The organism is Ensifer sp. EB106-03-01-XG145, from assembly GCF_058792075.1.
In genome coordinates, this window is the sequence record NZ_JBYTEC010000041.1 from 1 (window position 1) to 22,726 (window position 22,726).

Annotated in this window: 21 protein-coding genes and 1 pseudogene; 8 read left to right on the forward strand and 14 right to left on the reverse strand. The window is 63.0% G+C overall.

Features of this window, described 5'->3' with window-relative positions:
• Positions 1 to 300: 300 nt before the first annotated feature.
• The 3 genes from AC3WWH_RS33440 to AC3WWH_RS33450 all read right to left on the reverse strand — a co-directional run bounded on the left by AC3WWH_RS33440 (position 301) and on the right by AC3WWH_RS33450 (position 2,093).
• Entirely contained in the window at positions 301 to 1,158 is an 858-nt protein-coding gene (locus AC3WWH_RS33440; RefSeq protein WP_058323836.1) for a sigma-70 family RNA polymerase sigma factor, read from the reverse strand.
• Positions 1,158 to 1,628, reverse strand: coding sequence for a carboxymuconolactone decarboxylase family protein (locus tag AC3WWH_RS33445; RefSeq protein WP_058323837.1), 471 nt, complete (start codon positions 1,626 to 1,628; stop codon positions 1,158 to 1,160). The genes AC3WWH_RS33440 and AC3WWH_RS33445 overlap by 1 nt, the downstream gene beginning before the upstream one ends.
• 201 nt (positions 1,629 to 1,829) lie before the next feature.
• The gene (locus tag AC3WWH_RS33450) at positions 1,830 to 2,093 is read right to left on the reverse strand and encodes a hypothetical protein (RefSeq protein WP_058323838.1); all 264 of its coding nucleotides are present in this window, start codon (positions 2,091 to 2,093) and stop codon (positions 1,830 to 1,832) included.
• Between the two features lie 176 nt (positions 2,094 to 2,269).
• On the opposite strand from AC3WWH_RS33450, the gene AC3WWH_RS33455 reads away from it, so the two are divergent.
• The 6 genes from AC3WWH_RS33455 to ftsZ all read left to right on the forward strand — a co-directional run bounded on the left by AC3WWH_RS33455 (position 2,270) and on the right by ftsZ (position 9,989).
• Positions 2,270 to 3,250 carry an ABC transporter substrate-binding protein gene (locus tag AC3WWH_RS33455; RefSeq protein ID WP_058323839.1) on the forward strand — a complete coding sequence of 327 codons (981 nt, stop codon included), beginning with the start codon at positions 2,270 to 2,272 and terminating at the stop codon, positions 3,248 to 3,250.
• An 8-nt stretch (positions 3,251 to 3,258) separates the two neighbouring features.
• Entirely contained in the window at positions 3,259 to 5,031 is a 1,773-nt protein-coding gene (locus AC3WWH_RS33460) for an ABC transporter permease (RefSeq protein ID WP_082641050.1), read from the forward strand.
• On the forward strand, positions 5,019 to 6,089 hold the full coding sequence (locus AC3WWH_RS33465) for an ABC transporter ATP-binding protein (RefSeq protein WP_058323840.1): 1,071 nt from the start codon (positions 5,019 to 5,021) through the stop codon (positions 6,087 to 6,089). The genes AC3WWH_RS33460 and AC3WWH_RS33465 overlap by 13 nt, the downstream gene beginning before the upstream one ends.
• Before the next feature lie 770 nt (positions 6,090 to 6,859).
• Positions 6,860 to 7,489: a hypothetical protein gene (locus AC3WWH_RS33470; RefSeq protein WP_058323841.1), complete on the forward strand. Its 630-nt coding sequence runs from the start codon at positions 6,860 to 6,862 to the stop codon at positions 7,487 to 7,489.
• Between the two features lie 396 nt (positions 7,490 to 7,885).
• Positions 7,886 to 8,494, forward strand: a complete 609-nt coding sequence (locus tag AC3WWH_RS33475; RefSeq protein WP_058323842.1) for a glutathione S-transferase family protein — start codon at positions 7,886 to 7,888, stop codon at positions 8,492 to 8,494.
• 460 nt (positions 8,495 to 8,954) lie between these two features.
• On the forward strand, positions 8,955 to 9,989 hold the full coding sequence (gene ftsZ, locus AC3WWH_RS33480) for a cell division protein FtsZ (RefSeq protein ID WP_058323843.1): 1,035 nt from the start codon (positions 8,955 to 8,957) through the stop codon (positions 9,987 to 9,989).
• A gap of 390 nt (positions 9,990 to 10,379) precedes the next feature.
• On the opposite strand, the gene AC3WWH_RS33485 is transcribed toward ftsZ, so the two are convergent.
• From AC3WWH_RS33485 to AC3WWH_RS33535, 11 genes and pseudogenes are all read right to left on the reverse strand, one after another.
• Complete coding sequence (locus AC3WWH_RS33485; protein ID WP_058323844.1) at positions 10,380 to 11,978, reverse strand: ArnT family glycosyltransferase; 1,599 nt, start codon at positions 11,976 to 11,978, stop codon at positions 10,380 to 10,382.
• 452 nt (positions 11,979 to 12,430) lie between these two features.
• Positions 12,431 to 12,814 carry a hypothetical protein gene (locus AC3WWH_RS33490; protein WP_057253916.1) on the reverse strand — a complete coding sequence of 128 codons (384 nt, stop codon included), beginning with the start codon at positions 12,812 to 12,814 and terminating at the stop codon, positions 12,431 to 12,433.
• A 342-nt stretch (positions 12,815 to 13,156) separates the two neighbouring features.
• On the reverse strand, positions 13,157 to 13,288 hold the full coding sequence (locus tag AC3WWH_RS33495) for a hypothetical protein (protein WP_255571017.1): 132 nt from the start codon (positions 13,286 to 13,288) through the stop codon (positions 13,157 to 13,159).
• 215 nt (positions 13,289 to 13,503) lie between these two features.
• A complete protein-coding gene (locus AC3WWH_RS33500) occupies positions 13,504 to 13,650 on the reverse strand; it encodes a hypothetical protein (protein WP_162752546.1) in 147 nt (48 codons plus the stop codon).
• Positions 13,651 to 13,667: 17 nt separating this feature from the next.
• Positions 13,668 to 14,678 (reverse strand): MFS transporter, encoded by a 1,011-nt coding sequence (locus AC3WWH_RS33505; RefSeq protein WP_058323846.1) that lies wholly within the window; start codon positions 14,676 to 14,678, stop codon positions 13,668 to 13,670.
• A 357-nt stretch (positions 14,679 to 15,035) separates the two neighbouring features.
• Entirely contained in the window at positions 15,036 to 15,158 is a 123-nt protein-coding gene (locus AC3WWH_RS33510) for a hypothetical protein (RefSeq protein ID WP_255571016.1), read from the reverse strand.
• Positions 15,159 to 15,456: 298 nt separating this feature from the next.
• Positions 15,457 to 15,876: a hypothetical protein gene (locus AC3WWH_RS33515; protein WP_058323847.1), complete on the reverse strand. Its 420-nt coding sequence runs from the start codon at positions 15,874 to 15,876 to the stop codon at positions 15,457 to 15,459.
• Between the two features lie 184 nt (positions 15,877 to 16,060).
• Positions 16,061 to 16,242 (reverse strand): annotated as a pseudogene (locus AC3WWH_RS33520) (hypothetical protein).
• Between the two features lie 91 nt (positions 16,243 to 16,333).
• Positions 16,334 to 18,613, reverse strand: coding sequence for a mechanosensitive ion channel family protein (locus AC3WWH_RS33525; RefSeq protein ID WP_058323848.1), 2,280 nt, complete (start codon positions 18,611 to 18,613; stop codon positions 16,334 to 16,336).
• 274 nt (positions 18,614 to 18,887) lie between these two features.
• On the reverse strand, positions 18,888 to 19,445 hold the full coding sequence (locus AC3WWH_RS33530) for a DsbA family protein (protein ID WP_058323849.1): 558 nt from the start codon (positions 19,443 to 19,445) through the stop codon (positions 18,888 to 18,890).
• 444 nt (positions 19,446 to 19,889) lie between these two features.
• On the reverse strand, positions 19,890 to 20,663 hold the full coding sequence (locus AC3WWH_RS33535) for an SDR family oxidoreductase (RefSeq protein WP_058323850.1): 774 nt from the start codon (positions 20,661 to 20,663) through the stop codon (positions 19,890 to 19,892).
• Between the two features lie 296 nt (positions 20,664 to 20,959).
• On the opposite strand from AC3WWH_RS33535, the gene AC3WWH_RS33540 reads away from it, so the two are divergent.
• Together AC3WWH_RS33540 and AC3WWH_RS33545 are read left to right on the forward strand one after the other, a co-directional pair.
• Positions 20,960 to 21,862: a LysR family transcriptional regulator gene (locus tag AC3WWH_RS33540; RefSeq protein ID WP_058323851.1), complete on the forward strand. Its 903-nt coding sequence runs from the start codon at positions 20,960 to 20,962 to the stop codon at positions 21,860 to 21,862.
• A 365-nt stretch (positions 21,863 to 22,227) separates the two neighbouring features.
• Entirely contained in the window at positions 22,228 to 22,485 is a 258-nt protein-coding gene (locus tag AC3WWH_RS33545; RefSeq protein ID WP_058323852.1) for a hypothetical protein, read from the forward strand.
• Positions 22,486 to 22,726: the final 241 nt, after the last annotated feature.

Genomic DNA, 22,726 nt, shown 5'->3' on the forward strand with positions numbered 1-22,726 from the left:
AACCATCGACTTGACCAAACCCAAAACTGTCAGTCATCTCTCCGAACAGGTGTCCGCTATCTCCCCGGACTGAACACCTGTGGCGGGGATCCAGCGGCCCGACGTCGGTCGGGTCAAAAGAACCTTTCAGCCCAAGGACTTGGGCTGGCTAGATTGCTGTGACAAGCACAGGAACGACGGAGATTTTGGCTGACGCACCGGCTTCTCCCGCAAACTTACAATGATCAAACATAGTTTTATCAGCTGTCTGTCGGGTGGCTTAGTGCCGCCCGGAACAGTAACGCCGGATAATGCCCACGCCTAATGCAGATGCACCAGCTTGTCCGGGTTGCGCACCACATAGATCGCCACCACCTTGCCGTCCTCGATGTCCAGCGCGGTTGACTGCAACTCGCCATCAGCTTCCCTGGTAACGAAGCCCGGGAGGCCGTTGATGAAGCCGGCGCGCACCAGGGTCGAGCCGTGTTTGGCAAAGAGGGCGGCCAGTTGCTGGTGCACCTTCATGACGGCATCGAAGCCGAGGATTGGCCGCATCGCCGCCGGGCGTTTGCCGCCGCCGTCGGAATGGACGCTGACATCGGCCGCCAGCATCGCGCCGAGCGTCTTCATGTCGCCGCCGCGCGACGCGGCGTAGAAGGCGTTGGCGAGCTCGAGGCCGCGCTGCTGCTCGATCTGGAAGCGTGGCCGCTCGTCGCGCACATGGGTGCGGGCGCGGGCGGCGAGCTGGCGGCAGGCGGCGGCATCGCGGTCGATGGTCGTTGCGACCTCGTCGAAGCTCAGGCCGAAGACGTCGTGCAGCAGGAAGGCGGCGCGCTCCAGCGGTGACAGCCGCTCCAGAGCGAGCATCAGGGGGAGGGTAACATCGTCCTCCGGCTCCTCTTCGACCACGGGATCGGGAAGCCAGGGGCCGACATAGGTCTCGCGCTTCAGCCGCGCGGATTTCAATTGGTCGAGGCAGAGCCGCGTGACGGTGCGACGCAGAAACGCCTCCGGCTCGCGCACGGACGTGCGGTCGGCCCCCATCCAGCGGATGAAGGCCTCCTGCACCATGTCCTCGGCATCGGCGACCGAGCCGAGCATGCGGTAGGCGACGCGGATCAGCTTCGGACGCAGCGGGTCGAAAACCGCCGCTGCGTCCTCCTGGGGGGTGCCCGTCATCAGGCGGCCTTCTCGGCTGCGGCCTTTGCCTCTGCCGGATCGACCCAGAGGCCAAAGCCGACGGCCAGGCGGTTCCAGCCATTGATGACGTTGATCATCAGCGTGAGCTTCACCTGTTCCTCCTCGGTGAACTGTTGCTTCAGCGCTTCGTAGGCCTGTTCATGGGTGTGGCCTTCCGAAAGCCGCGTCAGCGCTTCGGTCCAGCCTAGCGCGGCGCGCTCGCGATCGGAATAGCACGGCGCCTCGCGCCAGGCCGAAAGCAGGTAGATGCGCTGCTCGGTCTCGCCCTTGGCGCGCGCTTCCTGGGTGTGCATGTTGATGCAGTTGGCGCAGCCGTTGATCTGCGAGGCGCGGATCTTGACGAGTTCGATGATGGTCGGGTCCAGGCTCGCGGCAACGGCCATCGAAACGCTGGTCCAGCTTTTCATCAGCTGGGGGGCGGCGGCGAAAAGGTCGATCTTGGCAGTCATGGTTCCGTTTCCTTTCGTTGGTTCCGATACCATGACGAGCGAGCTACGGCCGGTGTGACATCGGCGCGAAATTTTTTACGGAATCTTCTACGGCGGGCTCGTCGGTAGCTTGGTTGATGCAACATTTGAAGGCGCATCTGGCGGCATCCTTCCCCGTCCGATCACGCCCTTTCCACCCGCGATCCACACGGTCGGCAGCGCCTATTCGGCGGAAGGTTGGCTGCGGCGTTCCAATATGGACTGAAACAGATCGGCCTGGCGCTCGGCGGCGAGGCGAATTTTCTTGAGCTGTCCGAGCAACGAGCCGAAGGCCGCAAGCGCGATGCCTGCGCCGACGGTCGGCAATGCCGACTGCACGGCAAGAATAATGCCCAGCCAGCCGAAAGACGGCATGGTTGCATTCAGCGCGACCGCCAGCGATACGACGATGACCACCGCTCCGGCAATTTTCAGAAAAGTGTCCATGGCAGTTCCGCCACTCGCATGCCGTGCAAACTTTCTCGGCCCGCACGTCTTGTCAAGGGAGCGTGCGATCTCCCGGGTGAGGGAGCGCGACAGGGGGCTTGCGGTTCTCGCCTGTCACACCCCTGTAAAAGGGCGGCTCTATCCCTCGGCGCCAGTTTCAACACGAGGGTATATCCATGAAATCCTTTGTTTCCGCCATTGCCGGCGCGCTTACCGCAGCCCTGCTTTCGACCGCGGCCTACGCCGATAATCTGGTGCTCTATACCAGCCAGCCGAACGAGGACGCGCAGGCGACCGTCGATGCCTTCCAGGCGGCCAATCCCGGCATCGAGGTCGAATGGGTGCGCGAGGGCACGACGAAGATCATGGCCAAGCTGATGGCCGAGATCGAGGCCGGCAATCCGGTCGCCGACGTGCTCTTGATCGCTGACACCGTGACGATGCAGCGGCTGAAGGAAGCCGGACATCTGGCCGACTACAAGTCGCCGGAAGCCGCCAATTACGACGCCGCGCTCTACGACGCCGATGGCGCCTACTATTCCACCAAGATGATCACGACCGGCATCGTCTACAACACCTCGGCCGCGATGAAGCCTGCCGGCTGGCAGGATCTCGCCAAGACCGAAGCCAAGGGCCTCGTGACCATGCCGAGCCCGCTGACCTCGGGCGCGGCGCTGATCCATGCGCAGACGCTGACCAACATCGATGGTCTCGGCTGGGACTATTACAAGGCGCTCGCGGCAAATGGTGCCACGGCCGCTGGCGGCAACGGCGGCGTGCTGAAGGCGGTTGCGACCGGCGAGAAGGCCTATGGCATGCTCGTCGATTTCATGGCAATCCGCGAAAAGGCCAAGGGTGCGCCGGTGGAGTTCGTCTTCCCGGCCGAGGGCGTTTCGACTGTCACCGAGCCGGTCGGCATCCTGAAGACTGCCAAGAACGTCGATGCCGCCAAGAAGTTCGTCGACTTCCTGCTGTCCGAGGAGGGCCAGAACACGGCGGTGAAGATGGGCTATATTCCGGCCCGCAACGGCGTGGCTCTGCCCGAGGGCTATCCGGCCCGCGAGACGATCAAGGTGCTGCCCGTCAACGCCGCCGAAGCGGTGAAGAACTCCGACACCGACCTCAAGACCTTCTCCGGCATCTTCGGCACGAACTGATACGTTCGATGCTTGAACGCAATGATCGGCGCAGCCGGCCCCGCTGGCTGCGCATTCCCTTTCAAAGCCGGACACAGGACGTGCGGCAGGTGAGGGTGGGTGCCACCCCCGCCGCCGAGCCGTGCTGGCTGGTGCCCTTCGTTTTCGCCTGCCTGTTTCTGCTGTGCCTGCTGCCGCTCATCAGCCTGGCGAGGGCGGGTTTCGCAGGTCTCATCTCCGGGCAGTCGATCGGCGTGCTCACCGAGCCCGCGACCTTTGCGGCGATTCGCAACACGCTTCTGACGGCGACGGGCGGCATGGTCGTCTCCGTCGTCATCGGCGCGCTCTTCGCCTTCTCGGTGGCGTTGACCGATGTGCGCGGCAAGCTGACCTTGAGCTTCGCCTTCATGCTGCCGATGATGATCCCGCCGCAGGTGACCGCACTTGCCTGGGTGGAAATGACCGGGCCGGCGAGCCCGCTTCTGAAGACGCTGGGGATCGCGCCGCCGCTCGGCAGCCCGCAGCCGCTCTATTCGCTCGCGGGCATTTCGCTGCTGCTCGGCGTACAGCACGCACCACTGGTCTTCTTGGCGCTGAAAGCCGGGCTTTCAGCTTCCCCGCGGGATGGAGTGGAGGCGGCACGGCTTGCCGGTGCCACGCCGTTCCGCGTTTTCCGCGATATCGTCGCGCCGCTGTCGCTGCCGGGGCTGATTGCCGGGGCGGCGATCGCCTTCGTCTCGGGTGTGGGCAATTTCGGCATTCCGGCGATCCTCGGCATTCCCGCAGGGATCGAGGTGCTGCCGACCTTGATCTACACAAGGCTGGCAAGCTTCGGCGCCGGCACCTTCGGCGAGATCGCGCTGCTCTCCAGCCTCATTGCCGTGATTGCCGCGGCCGGGCTGATCCTGCAGCAGCGGGCGCTCTCAGGGAAGGACTACCGCATCATCGGCCTCTCCGGCGCCAATGCCGCTTTCGCGCTCGGGCGTTATCGCCTGGTCGTGGAGATGGCGCTGGTCGCGATCCTGTTCTTCGTGCTGGTGGCGCCGCTGGCTGCGCTTGTCGCAAGCTCGATGGTGCCGGCCTATGGCGTGCCGCTCAACCTTCAGACCGTGTCATTGCGCGCTTACGAAGAAATCCTCTTTCGCCAGTCGATGACGCTGAAGGCGCTTGGCAATTCGACGTTCCTTGCGACCACCGCAGCACTTGGCCTGCTCGCGGTCTCCGTACCCGCGGCCTACCTGATGACCCGGCGCAAGGGCTTGCTTGCCAATACGCTCGGCATCCTTATCGAGATCCCCTATGCGCTGCCCGGCATCGTGCTGGCTGTCGCCTTCATTCTCACCTTTGCGGCTCCGTTGCCTCTCCTCAGCGTCTCGCTCTACGGCACCATCTGGATCATCCTGATCGCCTATTTCTCCTCGTTCCTGGCCGTCAGCCTGAAACCCGTCATGAGCGCCTTTCTGCAGATGGATCCGTCGCTGGAAGAGGCGGCGCGGCTTGCCGGCGCGGGTTTCCTCAGGCGCATGCGCGACGTGATCCTGCCGCTGGTGGCGCCGGCCGCCGGGGCTGCGATCATCCTCGTCTTCCTCATCGCTGCCAACGAACTGACGGTCTCCGCACTGCTCTGGTCGGCCGGCACCCAGACGCTCGGTGTCGCCATCTTCAATCTCGACGACAGCGGTTCGTCCGATCTTGCCGCAGCGCTCTCGGTGCTTGTCGTGGTGATGGTCGTGCTGTTGATGGCGGCGCTCGAGGCGCTTGCGAAATATCTTCCCGAGGGCGTGCTGCCGTGGCGCAACTGATCCTCAATCACCTCACGAAACATTTCGGCGGCGGGCGGCCGGCGGTATCGGATGTTTCGCTGACCGTGCGGGAAGGCGGCTTCCTGGCGCTGCTCGGTCCCTCCGGCTGCGGCAAGACCACGGTGCTGCGCATGATCGCCGGCTTCGAGCAGCCGACGGACGGCTCGATCGATTTCGGCGAAAGGCGGCTTTCCGACGCGTCGCAGGCGCTGCCGCCGGAAAGACGCAACATGGCGATGGTGTTCCAGTCCTATGCGCTCTGGCCGCATATGACGGTGGCTGAGAATGTCGGCTATCCCTTGAAGGTGCGCGGCATTTCCGGCGAAGCCTGGCGACGAAGTGTCGGCGAGGCGCTGGCGCTGGTGAAGCTCACCGATTATGCCGAGCGCCGGCCCGCGGCCCTTTCCGGCGGCCAGCGCCAACGCGTGGCGCTTGCCCGCTGCCTGGTGACCTCGCCGGATGTCGTGCTGCTCGACGAGCCGCTCGCCAATCTCGACCAGCATCTGCGCAAATCGATGGAGGAGACCTTCCGTATCTTCCACGAGCGCTCGGGCGCGACGATGATCTATGTGACCCACGACCAGGCCGAGGCGATGGCGCTCGCAACCGATGTCGCCGTCATGTCCGAGGGGCGGCTGATGCAGATGGCGCCGCCGGCGGAGATCTACGCAAGACCGGAAGGCGCCGTCGTCGGCGGATTGATCGGCCGCGGCTCGGTGCTCAGGCTGGCCGTGCCGGAGGGCGCACCGAGGGCGCTGGAGTGGCCGGCGCTGCGGGCCGCACTTGGCGGGATCGGCGAGGCGGGTGCGAGCAATGGGGCGATCCGTGACGTGCCAATTCGCGATGTGCCAATTCGCGATGTGCTTGTGCGGCCGGAGCATGTGCGCCGCGACGGCGAGGGCATGGCGTTTCGGGTCATCGCCTGCGTGTTCGAGGGTGAGCGTTTCGCGCTGACACTGGCGCTGCCCGACGGGCAGATGCTGAAAGCCTATGGCGACAGCGCGCTGATGCCCGGAGAGACCGGGCGCTTCGTTGTTGGCAGGGGCTGGCGGCTTTGAGAGCGCTCACCTGTTCTGTGACTTTCCATGTACGACGAATAAGTTTGGTTTCCCACGCCAACGAAGCGTGACTCAACGCAACCGGTTCCGTTCGGACTCGAACTGCAGCAAGTGCAGTATGCGGGGAGCGGTCAAATCCGACGACCGCAATAAAGGGTATTTGTTGCGCTCCGTTTCAACGTGTGCGAGAGAAGAAGAGAAGTCACAGCATCGGTTTAGTCAATGAGTCTCGACGAAGAGTACGGCCGCTGCGAGGCGCCCGGGAGAGATGTAAATCCCCACGAGCACAATTATCGCCCCCAAAGTCTTCAGAGATTGACGGAAGAAACAGCTCCCATACTGCGATCATACCTTGCTACTGCGGAGCGAGGTTTGGCGGTTCCTAGAATTCTGCACCGCACCACCAATCTACTATGGATTGTGGATGGCGTGGGAGATTTATGGTTCGCGATTGAGGAGATAGTTCATCAGGACTCGGGCGAGTTGCTGTACACGTACCCAAGAACTCGATCACTGAAGCCCCCGCCGGAACATGTTAAACTCGGACATCCATCTCTCCTCAGTGCTATCGATAAGCACGCGCGCATTGGCGGGGAAATCCAATGGGTACCGAGGTACAACCGCTGGGTACTGGTCAATCAATCGGGTCGATACGGAGACAGGCCGTGGCAAACCAAAAATCATCTAGATGCTGTCGCTCGCAAATTTAACCAATTCGGCATAGACTTCCACGTTGTGTTCTGGAGCCCGACTAACCAAAAGGTTGGCCAATGATCATGTTTGAATACCTCATGCCTGAGGATCTGGAGGAACTGAGGTCAAGTCTGGAACGTAAAGAAGGCCTCAAGGATTTCCTGGGTTCAGTCCGGGGACTCCTGACCTCTACACCTGTAGACCAAGGGGCATTTAGCGATACGATCTATCTCGCCGGCAAACGGCTATCACAGTGGGGCTTCTGGGACGTTGTGCCGGATCGTGTGCTCGCGTCCGCTCTCGTGGGTATGCCGGGTCCAGCCGCTGCTTTGTTTCTTGAGGCCGCTCCTGAGGGCTATCGAGCGCGGGTGGTTGAGATCGCCAACGGCACCGAGAGCGCAAAGATAAGGGCAAACGCTAAACGCCTGACTGGTCGCATTTCTACCAAAAAGAAAAAGGTGGCGGCTTACGTCCTGAGAAGCCGCGATGGGAAGGTTCTGGGACGGAGAACCAAGGCACGTATCCTTTTGAACCAAGCGCTTGAGAATCTAACCTCAACAGGCACTGCTATTGAGGCATATTTTGCGGACAGCGGTGTAGTAGTTGGCCAGATGCCCCAAGTAATTGAGGAGGAAAAACACCGGCTGCCAGGCCTAATTCCTCCGAAAAAGACCGGCAGAGCTCACAGGACACATCGCTCGCGCTGATCAGTTCCGGGACGCGACGGAGACACTCTGTCGAGGCAAGTTGCGCACAAGGCTGGCCGGTTTTTTACTCGCTCCAAATCTCGAAGCGAGGGGGCGGTGCGGTGTCGCTTGCATCGGTGGCGCTTTCACCGGGAGATATTGACTTTCGTCGTCTGTGACGCAGCCGTCGCCGTATCAGGATCGTTCCCAGGAAATGGTGCTTGCTACCGAGTTCTGGCTCTCTGCCGCTGGTTCATGATGCGATCGCTTGCGAGCGACAGCTGGATCCTTATCCATTTAAACACGCCTCGAAATAAACCATTGAGTTAAATGAAACCGGTTGTTATAAACAACCAGTATCCCGCGCAGATGCGGTTGGGGAAACGAGGCGGGTGGCCTCATCGACAGGAGGATAAGATGAAGCTTTATCAGGGCATGGGGCCGAATTCGTACCGCGTGCGCATCTTCATGGCGGAGAAGGGGATTTCGGTGCCGATGGTGGATGTCGATTTCGCCAAGGGCGAACACCGGGCGCCGGAGTTCCTGGCGGTCAATTCGCTCGGGCAGATCCCGGTGCTGGAGCTCGACGACGGAACGATCATTACCGAGAGCGTCGCGATCTGCCGCTATCTCGAGGAGACGAATCCTGAGCACCCGCTCTTCGGCCGCGATGCCGTCAGCCGTGCCAAGGTGGAGATGTGGAACCGTCGCGCCGAACTGGTGATCCTCGGCACCGTCGGCAATGTGGCGCTGCATTCGGATGCTTTCTTCGCCGAGCGGCTGACGCAGTTTCCGGCCTTTGCCGAGACCGAGCGCGTGGCGGTGCCGAAGAAGTGGGGCTGGCTCGACGACGAGCTTTCGGATGGGCGACCCTTCCTCGCCGGCGATGAATTCTCGATCGCCGACATCACTGCAGGTGTGACGGCCTGGCTCTGCGATGTCTTCGGCATGGAGATCCCGGCTTCGGCCCGTCATGTTCAAAGCTGGCTGGAGCGGGTGCGTTCGCGGCCGAGTTTTGAGGCGTAGAATTCAGCGGATTTCGTCCGTCGGGCTGATGGGGATTTGCCCCTCATCCGGCCTACCGGCCACCTTCTCCCCGCCACGCGGGGAGAAGGAGACTCGCGGCGGCCGCTCGTTCCATCTCGGCCAGTCTCCGTTGCCGCTTCTTGCACGGACAATGTCAGATCGTGAGGCGGCGTTGGTTCTCGTCCCCTCTCCCCGCAGGCGGTGAGAGGGTTAGGGTGAGGGGCAATTGCCTAGGCCCGAGCCTAGGCAAGATACTGATCCGAATATCGTTTTTGGGTCTGGCGCGGCGCGGGGCAGTGCGCCAAGTTGCCACCGAAAGGACCCGCTAAAATTCATATGTGGATAGGCGTCCTGTCCTTTTTCCTTGCCTTCTCCATGGCTTTTTTCAATTCCTAAAATAACAGCTGCCCGATTCGCCCGCCGTCGGCGCCTGCAGGGCGTCGGCTCTAGGAGACAAGCCATGAACGATTTCAAGAAGCCCACGATCACCGAAATGCGCCCGAAGATCACCGTCATCGGGGTCGGCGGCGGTGGCGGCAACGCCATCAACAACATGATCAACGAAGGGCTGCAGGGCGTGGAATTCGTGGTGGCGAATACGGACGCGCAGGCGCTCGCCATGTCGAAGTCGTCGCGCATCATCCAGCTCGGTGCTGCCGTCACCGAAGGCCTTGGCGCCGGCTCGCTGCCGGACGTCGGCCGGGCGGCGGCGGAGGAATCGATCGACGAGATCATGGATCACCTCGGCGGCACGCATATGTGCTTCGTCACCGCCGGCATGGGCGGCGGCACGGGCACGGGGGCGGCACCGGTGATTGCGGCTGCGGCGCGCAAGGCCGGCATCCTCACGGTCGGCGTCGTCACCAAGCCCTTCAGCTTCGAGGGCAAGCGCCGCATGGAGACGGCGGAGCAAGGTGTCGAGCGGCTGCGCGAGGCGGCTGACACCGTCATCGTCATCCCCAACCAGAACCTCTTCCGCATCGCCGACGCCAAGACCACCTTTGCCGATGCCTTCGTGATCGCCGACCGGGTGCTTTATTCCGGCGTCGGCTGCATCACCGACCTGATCGTCAAGGAAGGTCTGATCAACCTCGACTTCGCCGACGTGAAGTCGGTCATGAAGGGCATGGGCCGGGCGATGATGGGCACCGGCGAGGCAACCGGCGAGGGCCGGGCGCTGAAGGCTGCCGAAGCGGCGATCGCCAACCCGCTGCTCGACGAAGTGTCGATGCGCGGCGCCAGGGGCGTGCTGATCTCGATCTCCGGCGGCATGGACATGACGCTGTTCGAAGTGGACGAAGCCGCGACCCGCATCCGCGAAGAGGTCTATGACGAGGCCGATATCGTCGTCGGCTCGATCTTCGACCGCACGCTCGACGGCACCTTCCGCGTCTCCGTCGTCGCGACCGGCCTCGATTCCGCGCGTTCGGCCAACAATGCCGCCGGCGCTGCCGCTGGCCAGCCCGCACCGGCCCCGACCCGCACGCTGCAGTAGGGCTCACACGCCCCAAGCGGGCGCTGCTTCAAGACAACAGGACGCCATGCGCTCATCCGGGTGCATGGCGTTTCCTGTATGAGCCCCTCATCCGCCTGCCGGCACCTTCTCCCCGCAGGCGGGGAGAAGGGACGTTGCGGCATGCTCACCGTTTCCTCTGCTCGCTTGCAGCCGCAGGATACCTTGAGGGAGCACAGCCGGCTTCTTGTTTCCGTATGCCAGAGGTGGCGGAAAGGAGACGTGGGAGCTGCGCGCGATTCCCTCTCCCCGCAGGCGGGGAGAGGGTGAGGGGCGGGGCCAACCGGAAAGGATTCGTCACGACATTATGAAAATCCATGTCGCGCGCCCATGAGAGCCGCAAACCCGCCGCGACGGGTGAAGCCGAGTGGTTCAATTCGAAGCCGCCGCATCCGCCCGAGGTGCCAGCCGGTAGATCAGCATCGTGTCGTCGTCGACGACGCGTTCGGCTGTCCGGTCGAGATGGGCGATCAGGCCCTTGTTGTATTCGAGGAGCTTGCGCCGCTGCATGTCGCGGGCGTTCTTGGTGATGCCGAACCAGGTGGCGTTCCGGGCGCGCAGCTCCTCCAGCGCCTCGATCGCGTCGCCGTCTTCCATCAGCATCGACCATTCGGTTTCGCCGCCGCCGGGCGGGAAGACCCAGCCGCGGCGGCGGCTGTAATAGATCGCCACGGGATCGCCGATCGTCGGCGTTGCGGTGATGACGAGATCGCCGGGCTGGCTGAGTTCGCTGAGCTTCGTGCCGAGCTTTTCGCCGTGATCGGCATAGGGTGTCTTCATCAGTGACAGGCCGGGGATGCTGCCGCCGATGACGACGACGGCGGCGATCGCCGCGAGGCGCAGCGCGCGCGTGCGAAAGCCCTGTTCGCGGCCGATCTCGACCAGCAGGATCAGGCCGCGCCCGGCAAGTGCCGCCATCGGCACATTGAAGATATGGAAGTTCCAGGGGTTGGTCTTGATCTCGCGGGCGGCGAAGATATAGACGATCGCCGCCCCCAGGAACCAGACATGGAAGAACCAGGGCGCGCCGGCGGGGGAAGCGTCGTCTGGCGCCGCTTCGTTTGCCGCCGGCGGCGCGGTCAGGAGCGCGATGCCGGTGAGGATCACCACCGGCAGGGTGAAAAGCCAGCTGCTGGCGATCCTCCACGTGGCGGGAATGTAGAAGGCTTCGTCGAGGAACCGGGAAAGCCCGTCGCTCCAGAGATAGCCGCTGCCGGCGACATGGTATGGCGGATAGTTGGCGCCGAGATAATGCGCCCACCAGTAATAGCCGAGAATGAGCGCACCGGCGGCGAGTGCGACGGGCAGGATTGCCAAGAGCCGGCCGACGCTGAGCCTGCCGCGCTGGTGCAGAACGACGAAGGTCGCGTAGGTCATCGGCACGACCACGGCGATGCCCGGGAGCTTGGCAAGCACGCCTGTCGTGGTGAGGAGGCCGGCCGCGATGAGAACGGGCAGGCGATCGTTCTGCAGATAGGCGACATAGGTCCAGGCGCCCGTCGTCACCAGCGCCAGCATGGCCGGATCCGGCAGAAACGAGCGGTCGATCATGACAGCGCCCGGCATGATCGCCAGCAGGAAGGCGCCGGCATGGGCGTGGGCCTCGTCCCAGAGCCGCGCAATCAGTCGATGCAGCGCGAAGACGCCAAGGACGCCGAAGGCGATGGCGACGAGCCGGCCCCAGGTGTCGTCCCAGCCGAAGACGGCATAGAGAAGGGCGGTGATGTAGGAGACGACCTGCAGTTCGCGGCCCTGATAGGAGGGGTCGGGACCGGTCCAGCTCACCTCTGGAAAGAAGATGTTCCAGCTGCGCAGGAAGAAATTGTCGGCCATCATCGCCGTGCTCGCCTCGCGCCAGCTGAAGGCATCGACCAGCGGCTGCTGAACGTCATGCAGGCGGAACAGGGCGGCGAGCACCAGGATCGCGGCGAGTATCGCGCCATTCATGTGCCTGTGATCGAACCCCGACATTTGCCTCCCCAGGCGCGCCGAACGACCCTGACGACGACCGCGAGCGAGATGGGTGCCCTGCGGTAGGCTTCCGCCATGCGCCGTCGCCTGTATCCCTTAGTCTAGGACGAATATAATTAAGTAATCGCTGATTGTCTTGGCGGGAAAAGCTGGAAAACGGCCCCGTTTTCGGGCCTCGATGCGTCGCCAAGACTAATCCCTGGCGTGTGCCGTAGCCCAAAGGGACAGCTTGTCCAGAAACGCGCCCGGTCCTATAAAATTAGTACAAGCAAACTGTTGAGCACGACGCTCGCAGTTGCGCGTTGCTTTCGACCTTGACCACGGATGTACTGGCACGCGTTTTGAGAGCGAAAGAACAGAAGGGCCGGAGCCGCGCGCTCCGGCCTTTTTTTGTTGGGACGGGTTCGCAGGGTTCCCGGCCAGACCGCCGGCGCGGTTCCAGTACGCTTCCATCATCGCGGGAAGCGTGGTTGCCGACGTTCAGCCTCCTCAAGCAAAGAGAGTGGAAAGGAGCCGGAGAGGTTGATCTCCGCGAGCGTAAGCCTGCCATCAATCACCACGGCGAAATAGCGCCGGCAGAGATCTTGCGCCATCTCGGCTCGATTGGAGTAGGACGTTTCCTTGAGGTCCGTCTCCTTGAGTTCGGATTCGATTTCCGGAGCGCACATCGCGATGAATTCCCGTGCGGCGTCCGGGCGCTTTCGCAAGGCGGGCAGTACAAACTCGTACTTATAATAGCTTATCGTCAGCGGTTCCGTTCGTGGCGCGAACAGAACGATGGCGATTGCGCACAAAAGCGCGACGGCCATGCCGCCGGCAACGAAACGAAGGTTCATGATGGTGATCGTATAAATTGTCTCTTCTGGTCTTCTATCGCAACTTTGCCGTTTGGCAAGGCGCCTGAGGATCGTGACACCAAGTGGAGGCGTGAACGCCGAACGGCGGACGCTCAAGTCTCGCGCGGTCGCTTTCACGAATTGTTCCTCACCCAATTGGGGGAAATGGTTAGAGCGAGACCGCTTTCGTGCTTGGAGCGTTCTCTCATCGTTCGTCGCGTATTAGTCATTGCGCAATTGGGCGCGACCAATTTCCGGGTGGCGGAACGATAGACAGGCCGCGGCTGGGGCAGGCGCGGCCACCCTGTGACGGCCGCCCGCGTCGCGGGCAAGGGGAAAGGTTTACAGGCCCAGCAACCAGAACAGCGCGCCGAACACGAGGATGAAGGCGACGACGGCGCCGATGAATCGCAGCATGCCGGTGTTGGTGTCGCCCGTGCCGACAAGACAGTACCAAAGATTGTCATTGTTCATGTTGCAGCGCTCCGTTTTGCCTGTCTCGCTCTTACCAGAACCACCCGGGGATGTTCTTACCAGAACACCCCGGGGATATTCCTACTAGAATACCCCGGGGATGGAAGCGCAAGCCGGGGGTGCGCCCCGGCTGGCCATGTTTGCGGGATCCAGGAAGAGTTCCCGCCGGCGGCACGAAACCGCGCCCAGGGGGCGGTCGTCTGCCGCGGTCGCCTCTATGCGGACGGAGCCTCCTTCAGCTTCGGCAGTGCGCATAGGATGGCGACCGAAAGCAGGTGGATTGCGCTGACGACGAGGGCGAGGGCTGGCAGTCCCATGGTGATGACAGGCGCTGCCGCCATCGTGCCCAATGTGGTCGTCATGAAGATGAAAAAGACGATCAGCGCCGAGCCGCGGGCATCATTGCCGCCGGAAGCGACGATGCCGCGGTAGAAGCCGATGGGGCCGCGCAGGCCCAGGCCAATGCCCATGGGCAGGAAGAGAACGGGCACGAACAGCGGGTTCGTTCCGCCGGGCCATAGGCAAGGAGCGCGAGCGCGCTTGCGGCGGCCATCGCGCTGCCGGCCATGATGACCTCCTCCGTGCCGAAGCGCTCGGCGATCTTCGCGGTCAGATTGGCGGCGATGATGAAGCCCGCGACGCTGACGATCTGCACGATGATGAAATCATTGAGCGTGCCGCCCATCGTCTCGACGATCACCATGGGAATACCGAACACGAAGGTCAAAAGGCCGCCGAGCGTCATCGTCTGGCTCAGCGCATAGCGCATGAACACAGGATCCGTCAGCAGTTGCAGATAGGTGCCTTGCCTGCCTGACGTTCGCTGTTCGCGCGGAAGGCCGATCGCCAGCATCAGGACGAAGACGATCGCTCCGGCAGCGCCCAGAAGCTCGAACGACGATTGCCAGCCGAAATGCGCAAGAAGTGCCACGCCGGCGATGGGCACAAGCGCCGGAACCAGCGACTCGACGCTTCCGAGAAAGCCGATGGCGCGCACGGCCGTCTTCTCGCTGAACAATTGCCGGATGACGCCCGGCGCAAACACGGGCGCAGCGCTGGCGGCGATACCCTGCAGGAAGCGCAGGCCGATGAGGACGGCGATATCAGGCGCAAAGGCGCCGGCAAGGGAGGTGGCGGCAAAGGCGGCAAGGGCTGCGACCATCAGCGTCTTGCGATCGAAGTGATCGGCGAGGTGGCCGAAGAGCAGGAGGCCGAGTGCACTGCCGCCGACATAGGCGGCAAGCACCATCTGCGCGGTCGCTTCGCTGGCGGAAAACACGCCCGGCAGGACCGGAACCGCCGGCAGGATCAGGTCGGTGCCGGCAAGGGAAAGCGCGGTGCAGATGATGAGCAGGATGAAGGTGAAGGAAGCGCTGGATGATCCTGTCATAGCAGGATCACCAGGCTGCGGGAGAGCGCATGTCGCATCGTCAACGTCTCGATATCAGTTGGAAGGATCGGCCTGATCTCCCGCCCCTAGAGCGAGAAGGTCGGCCAAGCCGTTCCCGCTGCTATCCAGAGACGCACATAGGGAGTGGGGCCGCCGGGGCGGTCAGACGTTTGGCAGCAATGATGAGCCGATACGATCGCATGCGATGAGGATTGCAGAAGACGGAGATCGCTGCAAGACGGAATGAAACCTATGCGGGAGGGGCTGAACGACTTCTGCGAGCATCGCCCGAGCCGGTCCGGTGGTCAGGACCCGCTGGGAGCGGGAGGGGGCGACCGGTCTATTTGCAAAGACCGCTCAGAGGGCGGCAAGTTCCTCGGCCGTCGCAACGATGTGCGTGTTGCCGATGGAATGATCGGCATATTTGAACGCCAGAATGCTCATGACTGACGCGACGAGGGCTACCAGGATGATACGCATTGGGGCGCTCCGAGCTCTTGCTGCCTGACCATGATCTTTCGTTGGGCCAGGCGTTGACCGAACCGGAACCGATGCCCCGATTGAAAGGCCACCGGCCTTGTGCATTTGTTTTAGCAACGGAACCGGGTGGATGTTGTTCCCGCGGGGACAGGGGGCAAGGGACCGCGACGGCGGCCACGCCTTGCCGCCGGATGCGCCTGTGATCTGCCGTGATGGAGCGAGGAGGACTGGTCGCGCCTCACCCCAAGGGGCGCGTGAGAACTCAGGGCGGCCAGGCAACGCCAGCTTGGAAGCGTGGTTACGGTGTCTGGTAGCGCAACAGCAGAGTGCCGAGCCGCGGGTACCTGCGCAGCACCAACTCGATTGCGCCGCCGCCATAGTCGCGCCCCTCGAAGATGTCGACTTTCTCGCAGGTGCCGCAATATGTTCGGCGTTCGCCATAGCCAAGCGAGCATTCACGCTCGGGGCAGGTGATCTCAATTTCGTTTTGCCGCCTGCTCAACTTGAAGGTCATCTTGCTGGCGGGGGACGGCGTGAACTCGCACGGTTCCCCGACGACACAGGCGACCTCGCCTGCCACGGGCTCCTCACCGTCCAGCATCAGCGCATAGTGCAGCGCGTAGGTGGGCGGTTCGGCGTGGACGGTGGCCACGGGCAGAAGCGAAAGGACAAGGGCAGACAGGGCTAGAGCAGACGGGGCGAGGCGCATGGATCGCATCAGGCAACATCCTCGGTGGCAGCGGCAACATGGCAGCGTCGGCAGGGTGCTGCAGCGCCTGAGCCTCGTCTGTGCGTTTGAGGTAATGCAACAATGATGTCAAAACTGTAGCGGGTGTTGGCCGTCGGTCGCGCTTTTTAATTGCGCGGTCTTGCTTGGCCTGATCGGGCCTACTTGGTTGGCCCTACTTGGTTGGCTTGACGAGCGAGATGAACCGCGGCTTTGCGGGGGCGTCCAGCCAGTCGATCCATTTGTCGCGTTCCATCGGCAGCAAGCCGGATGACCTGGCCGGTGCCGTAGGTTCCATCGGGATCGTCGACCGTGAAAATGCATGCCGGTCAAGCTGTCGAAGGCTTTGTCGTTGATAGGGTTCAGGCGTTGCCCGATGGCAAGGCCATGCTGACACCAGCCGCGACGAACACAGGAAGTCTGTCGCCGCGTCGCGCCGGATTGACCGTTACCCTTCCGCGTCTGCAGCTTCCGGTGCCACCGGTTTCTTCGCCAGCGCCAGGTTCGCCGCTGCCGCCTCGGCCTCCGCCGCACCCGCTGCACCGGAGCGCACGGTCACGGCGTTGGAGGCGAGGTCGAGGCCGGCTTCGCGCAGCGCCGGAAGCAGGCGCTTCATCGCCTCGCGCTGCAGGATGCTGGGGTTGCCGGGGCGGGCGGTGAATTTGAGGCGGACGACGAGGGAGTTTTCGGTGACGTCCTGGATGCCCTGCATCTTCAAGGGCACCAGGAATTCGCCGCCGATCTCCGGGTCCTCCAGCATGGCGAGGCCGACCTTCTTGATGGCCTTGCGGATCTTTTCAGGATCGGCGTCGCGCTCGAATTTCAACTCGAACTTCACCGTGCTCCAGTCGCGGCTGAAATTGGTCACCGCCTGAAGCTGGCCGTAGGGGACGGTGTGGATCTGGCCGTTCTGGTGGCGCAGCCTCAGCGAACGCAGCGAGATGCGCTCGACCGTGCCCTTGAGCTTGCCGGTATCGACATATTCGCCGACGCGGAAAGCGTCGTCGGCGATGAAGAAGATGCCGGAGACGACATCCTTCACCAGCGTCTGCGAGCCGAAGGAAAGCGCCAGACCCAGCACGCCGAAGCCCGCCAGCAGCGGCGCGATGTTGATGCCGAGCGCCGAGAGAACGACGAGGCTGGTGACAGCAAAGATGGCGCCGAAGATGAGGTTGCGGACGAGCGGCAGGATGGTCGACAGCCGGCTTGTCTGATGAACCATCGTCTCGTCCTCGCTGTCGCCGGGCATGGCGACGCGGGCAGACGGCGAGAAGGCTTCGAAGCTCCGCCAGAGGAAGCTGCAGATCACCCAGGCGGCCACGACCGCAAGGCTGATGCGCTCGAGAACGACGATCCAGCCGACGGCGGCGGCGGTGTCGTCCTGGACCATGATCGGGCGCCAGAGCTCGATGATGATGTGCAGGCCGATCAGCCAGGTGGCGCCGGCAAGTGCCGTCTGGATGCTGCCGGAGATCGCCGCATGCAGCCTGGAGGAGGCGGGCGTGCGGCGGCGTTCGGCGGCGGCACCGGCCAGCGAATGGATGCCGAAGGCGAGGATCGGCAGCGCAAGCAGGATGATCTGCGTGGTGCCGCCGGCAAAGCTCCAGGCCGCGCTGTTGGGGCTGCCGGCAACGATGACGCTCATCAGCCAGAGCACGATGGCGCTCAGCGCATAAAACTCCGGCACGCCGAAGGCGATGGCGCGACGCACGGGGCCGGGGTTCTCGCCGGCAAAGAGCGCGCGGATATCACCCGCGCCACCAATGAACCAGTGGAGCTTCACCACCGTGAGGATGCTGACGCCGATCAGCAGCCAGCCATCGGTGGCGGAAAGGTCCAGCCCGCGCTGATGGGCGAAACGCATGCTGGCGCCGACGACGGCGCTGGCCGCGCCATAGGTGGCAAGCATGTTGGCGTGGAAGCGCGGATGGGCGATATCGAGCAGGCGGATTTCGGGTCGCGTCGGCGCGAAGAGGAAGCGGGCGCCGACGGCATAGACGGCGGCGACGACGGCGATGGTGATCAGGGCATGGGCAAGCTCGGCCGAGCCCGTACCGCGCGTCAGGAGCAGCTGGGCGATCGTGTGGCCGACGGCGGCGAAGATCACCAGATAGGCGATGTCGAAGCCGAGCCGGATCATCGAGGCGCGCACGCGATGCAAGAGGTCGACCACCTCGAAGGAAGCGCCGAACAGCCGATGGATAAGGGAGCGGCTGGCGAAGGCGGCGGCCAGCCCGGCGGCAATGGCCAGCACGGAAATGGCGGCAACCGAGACGACCGACCAGCCTTCGGCGCGGATGCCTGCCGCAACGTCAGCCATCACCCCGGCGATGCCGGAGATGCCCGTAAGGCCCATCTGCAAGCCATTGAGAAAACGGGCGGAAAGGGTGTCGAAGGAATCCTCGGGATCAGCGAGTGGAGCGGCTTGCTGCGGCGCGCCTGCCGGGGTCGCGGCGACGGCTGGCGTGGCGGCGTGGGCGTTGTCAGGTGTCGCTGCGCTCGCCGGCGCTGCGACCTGATTTGCCGCGTCGCGCCATTCGACCGTGACCGGACCGCCTGCCTTCGCCGCGGCGCGCAAGGTTTCCTCGATCTCGGCAGGGCTTTGGCCGGGCGTGAGAATGACGGTGATCGGCGCTGGTGCCGTCTGGGCAAGGGCGGGCAGGGCGAGCGCGAGAAGCAGCGCCAGGCTCGCCAGCAGGTGACGGCAGAAAAAGCAGTTATATGCCATGAATTTCACTCATCGAGCCCCGTCGCGCGCCATGCGCTCATCCGCATCACATTACACAACGTCCTAAAATTCCAATCCTATTTTGAATGGAAGGGGCGTCAGCAGCACGCACGCTCTGCCCGATCGCTTCGGGTTGGAAGCGAGCTCGGCCGGAATGCCCGATGGGTAAAGCCGACCAAGAGGTGGTCGCCTGGCCGAGCCGCGCAATTCCCCACAAGCATATGTGCATGAGCACTTTAACGGACCCGGCTGCTCCAGCCTTCCGCGCACCCCATCAACCAAGCAACTTCCTTGCCCAGTCCGAAACATCATCGCCGCTGCTGACGTCCGGTTGCACGATTCCGTCGATCATGAAGGTCGGGGAGACGTGGATGCCGTTCTGTCGCGCATATTTGCAATGCCACTTGATTTCCCGGTCGAGATCCGGGATCGCGAATGCGGCCTTGAGCTTGACGCCGCTATAGCCTTCCAAGCGCTCGATGATCTGGTTGGGTGTAGCGTCCAGATTGGGGCCGCCGGCATGATGGACGAATTCGAACTCTTCCCGATGCGCAGCGACTGCAGCGATGACTTTCTTCGCGGTATTCTTGCCGCCCTCAAGTGTCGAGGCCGCGATGATGCAGCGAACGATGACACCGGAATACATATGCCAGGGCTGCGACTGCAGGCGGATCTTAATAGTGACGGTGTCTTCGCCGGCCTGGTCGAGCAGGGCGTCGAGCTTGCTAAATGCCTTGGTGGAGTAAGGATCGGTCGGCTCCAGAAAGACCTCGAAGAGATGTGGACCGGTGCCCCAGGTGAGTGGATCGGCGTGCCAAGCTGAGTTGGTCATGGGACTTCCTCTCTTTTCAGGGTCGACGGGTTGGGATCGTTGAATTTTCAGAGTTTTCCAGTTTCGATTGTCGCTGAACCGTCCATGGGCAGAGCATGCATCAGGCTTGTGTGCCACGCTAGGTGATATCATTGGGGCGGGGCATCCCTGACAGCCGCTGCCCCTCTCCTCGGGTTTAACCCGAGGACTAGCCCTCTCCCCACAGGCGGGGAGAGGGGACGGCGCCGCGTGTGCTGCACTCTCGTCTTCTTGCCTTGGCCGCGAATACAGCCACACGCGGACGTCCTGGTTCCCGCGGTATGCCGTGGCACGACGCCTCGCGGTGCGCCGAAGTAGAGCGCGGAGAGAGCCACGTGTCCCTTCTCCCCGTGATTACGGGGACAAGGTGCCGGCAGGCGGATGAGGGGCGTTTCACTCACCGCGCGCATGAGGGGCGCTTCCCACTTACTTCGTCGTGTAACCGCCGTTGACCAGGATCGTCTGGCCGGTCATCCACCAGCCGTCGGAAACGAGGAAGCGGATATAGGGGACGATGTCCTCGATGTCGGTAAGGCCGGTCTTCGAAAAGCCCGAGAGGGCGGAAGCGGTCTTGTGGTAGGCGACGGCGTCGGCTCCCTCGGCCGGGTAGAAGAAGGGCGTATCCATCGGGCCGGGGCCAATGGCGGTAACCGAGATGCCGCGTGCGCCGAACTCCTTGGCGGCTGCGCGGGTGAAGTGCTCGACCGGTGCCTTGGTGCCGGCGTAGGCCGCATAAAACGGCGTGAAGGCGCCGAGCAAGGAGGTGACGAGCGTGCAGACCTTGCCGTTGTCGCTGACATGTTTGCCCGCTTCGCGCAGGAAGAAGAAGGCGGACTTGGAGTTGACCGCGCTCATCTCGTCATATTCGGCCTCGGTGATTTCGACGAAGGGCTTCTTCAGCACCTTGCCGACGGTGTTGACGGCGATATCGATGCCGCCGAGCGCGGATTTCGCATCGGCAAAGAGCTTCTCGACATTGGCCGCGCTGGTGAGATCGCCGGCATAGGCGTGGGCTGCGGCACCGGCTGCCTTGATTGCCGCCACGGTTTCTTCGGCTGCCGCCCTGGTGGCGGCGCTGTTGTAGTGGATCGCGACGCCGCGGGCGCCATGTTCGGCGAGATCGCGCGCCAACAGGCCGCCGAGGTTCTTTGCGCCGCCGGCGATGAGAACGGATTTACCATTGATGCCGTGGTCTGCCATGGGTTTCTCCTGTTATCGGCCGCCTGCTGCAGCCGGTTTGCGGCGAGCGGGAATGCCGGCGCGAGAGCGCGCAGGTCCCCGGTCTGCTCTGGCGCTGACGGCCTGTCCCGAACACGTTGTCTGTCCTGAACGCCGCACGCCGCGTTTCAAATAGCGCGGGCCTTGCCGCCGCCAACGCGAGAGGTCAGCGGTGCGACAGGCATCGCAGGGTTGAGAATACCGTCCGCGCCGCTGGTATAAAGCGCCAGTTCGTGACATGACTTGTCAGAATTGACGAACAATTGGCGTGGCCCGGCATGGACAGGATCGAGCTTTTCCGCATCTTCACGCGCGTCGTCGAAAGCGCGAGTTTTACCCGCGCGGCCGACACATTGGGGCTGCCGCGCTCTTCCGTTTCGGCCGCGGTGCAGACGCTCGAAACCCGGCTCGGCACACGGCTGCTGCACCGCACGACCCGTAAGGTGGCGCCGACGCAGGACGGGGCCGCCTTCTACGAGCGCTGCCTGCGGCTGATTGAGGACATGGACGAGGCGGAGAACCTGTTCCGCCGCAGCGCTTCCGACCCGACCGGGCGGCTGCGCGTCGACCTGCCGAGCCGCATCGGCCGGCTGATCGTGGCGCCGGCGCTGCCGGAGTTCCTGACGCGCTACCCCGGCATCGACATCGATCTCGGCATGACCGACCGGGCGGTGCATCTGATAGAGGAAAGCGTCGACTGTGCGCTGCGGGTCGGGCCGCTCAGCGATTCCGGCCTGATCGCCCGGCCGTTCGGCACGCTTCGCCTGATCAATGTCGCAAGCCCCGACTATCTCGAGCGGTATGGTATTCCGCTAGTGCCCAGCGATCTCGCCAGTCATTTCGCCGTCAACTATGCCTCGCCCTCAAGCGGCCGGGTGGAGGACTGGGAGTGGATCGAAGGCGGCGAGGCGCGCACGGTTGCCGTTCCCGGCCGCATCAGCGTCAACAGCGCCGAGGGCAGCATCGCCTGCTGCCTCGCCGGACTCGGCCTGATCCAGATCCCGGCCTTCGACGTGGTCGACCATCTGAAAGAGGGGCGCCTGGTGGAGGTCATGCCAGGCCATTCAGCCGCACCCATGCCGATGGCGCTGCTCTACCCGCACCGCCAGCACCTGTCGCGCCGATTGCAGGTGTTTGCCAATTGGCTGGAAGGGCTGATGCGGGAGGTGATAACGGCGTGAGGGTTGGCGCAGTGTTGCGAGGCACTCGATGCATGGTCGGGATGGAGGTCTACCTCTGATGTTCCGGAGATGTCGGTCAACCCGCATGCCCAGTGCTCGCACGCCCAGTGAATGTGTTGGCGGATGCTGGCGCAGCCAAAGATCGTCGTTGCGGCACGATTGCAGCGGTCCCACAGTGGAGAGGAAGCCGATGCGGGTCTTAATGCATCGTGGCTCCGGTGAAGAAAATATCTAAATATCCGAGAGACCAGTTTGTGAAGAATTGTTAGAATCTCTGCCGGAGATTTAGCTATTGTCTATCTGTCGTTTCTTGTCGCCAAGTTGAAAGGAGTGTTAGCGTGGGCTTGTTGTCTAAAATACGGACAATGTCCAAGCGCTACGGATCGAGGATGACTCGTTCCGTATTTTCCGTTTGGACGGATGAGATCGTAGACATGATAGATTTTGAAACCAAATATAAATACGGGAAGGTCTCGTTTCAGCTGCGAAAAGATAAATCATCCGGTGCTGAATACCTGATGATAGAGCATCGAGGCCCCGAAGGATTTGTATGGGTTCCGATCGTAGCAAGCGACGCCAAGAAGCTATCGAAATTTTTGATGGAAAAATTCGATAACGAATAGTGAGTGAAGTCTCAAACAGGTTCCATCCTCTTCCGGGCGCTGCGGTGAACGCACGAAGTAAACTTTAGCTGATCGTCTGATGGCACCGCCGGCCGTTCCATGGCAGGAAGTCCGATCCGCCGGCGTTCCACTTGCCGCCGAACTCTGAGAAGTCGGAGGTGAAGGTTGACCTGCCACTGCGAATTTCCTCCAGATTGGATTAGAGTCCGGCCCATTAAAGGACGGACGAATGAAGAAGCAG

Bases quoted from the DNA above. Each gene is read 5' to 3' on its own strand.
- AC3WWH_RS33440 (WP_058323836.1), bottom strand. From the start codon at position 1,158: ATGACGGGCACCCCCCAGGAGGACGCAGCGGCGGTTTTCGACCCGCTG.
- AC3WWH_RS33445 (WP_058323837.1), bottom strand. From the start codon at position 1,628: ATGACTGCCAAGATCGACCTTTTCGCCGCCGCCCCCCAGCTGATGAAA.
- AC3WWH_RS33450 (WP_058323838.1), bottom strand. From the start codon at position 2,093: ATGGACACTTTTCTGAAAATTGCCGGAGCGGTGGTCATCGTCGTATCG.
- AC3WWH_RS33455 (WP_058323839.1), top strand. From the start codon at position 2,270: ATGAAATCCTTTGTTTCCGCCATTGCCGGCGCGCTTACCGCAGCCCTG.
- AC3WWH_RS33460 (WP_082641050.1), top strand. From the start codon at position 3,259: ATGCTTGAACGCAATGATCGGCGCAGCCGGCCCCGCTGGCTGCGCATT.
- AC3WWH_RS33470 (WP_058323841.1), top strand. From the start codon at position 6,860: ATGATCATGTTTGAATACCTCATGCCTGAGGATCTGGAGGAACTGAGG.
- AC3WWH_RS33475 (WP_058323842.1), top strand. From the start codon at position 7,886: ATGAAGCTTTATCAGGGCATGGGGCCGAATTCGTACCGCGTGCGCATC.
- ftsZ (WP_058323843.1), top strand. From the start codon at position 8,955: ATGAACGATTTCAAGAAGCCCACGATCACCGAAATGCGCCCGAAGATC.
- AC3WWH_RS33485 (WP_058323844.1), bottom strand. From the start codon at position 11,978: ATGTCGGGGTTCGATCACAGGCACATGAATGGCGCGATACTCGCCGCG.
- AC3WWH_RS33490 (WP_057253916.1), bottom strand. From the start codon at position 12,814: ATGAACCTTCGTTTCGTTGCCGGCGGCATGGCCGTCGCGCTTTTGTGC.
- AC3WWH_RS33495 (WP_255571017.1), bottom strand. From the start codon at position 13,288: ATGAACAATGACAATCTTTGGTACTGTCTTGTCGGCACGGGCGACACC.
- AC3WWH_RS33500 (WP_162752546.1), bottom strand. From the start codon at position 13,650: ATGACGACCACATTGGGCACGATGGCGGCAGCGCCTGTCATCACCATG.
- AC3WWH_RS33505 (WP_058323846.1), bottom strand. From the start codon at position 14,678: ATGACAGGATCATCCAGCGCTTCCTTCACCTTCATCCTGCTCATCATC.
- AC3WWH_RS33510 (WP_255571016.1), bottom strand. From the start codon at position 15,158: ATGCGTATCATCCTGGTAGCCCTCGTCGCGTCAGTCATGAGCATTCTG.
- AC3WWH_RS33515 (WP_058323847.1), bottom strand. From the start codon at position 15,876: ATGCGATCCATGCGCCTCGCCCCGTCTGCTCTAGCCCTGTCTGCCCTT.
- AC3WWH_RS33525 (WP_058323848.1), bottom strand. From the start codon at position 18,613: ATGGCATATAACTGCTTTTTCTGCCGTCACCTGCTGGCGAGCCTGGCG.
- AC3WWH_RS33530 (WP_058323849.1), bottom strand. From the start codon at position 19,445: ATGACCAACTCAGCTTGGCACGCCGATCCACTCACCTGGGGCACCGGT.
- AC3WWH_RS33535 (WP_058323850.1), bottom strand. From the start codon at position 20,663: ATGGCAGACCACGGCATCAATGGTAAATCCGTTCTCATCGCCGGCGGC.
- AC3WWH_RS33540 (WP_058323851.1), top strand. From the start codon at position 20,960: ATGGACAGGATCGAGCTTTTCCGCATCTTCACGCGCGTCGTCGAAAGC.
- AC3WWH_RS33545 (WP_058323852.1), top strand. From the start codon at position 22,228: ATGTCCAAGCGCTACGGATCGAGGATGACTCGTTCCGTATTTTCCGTT.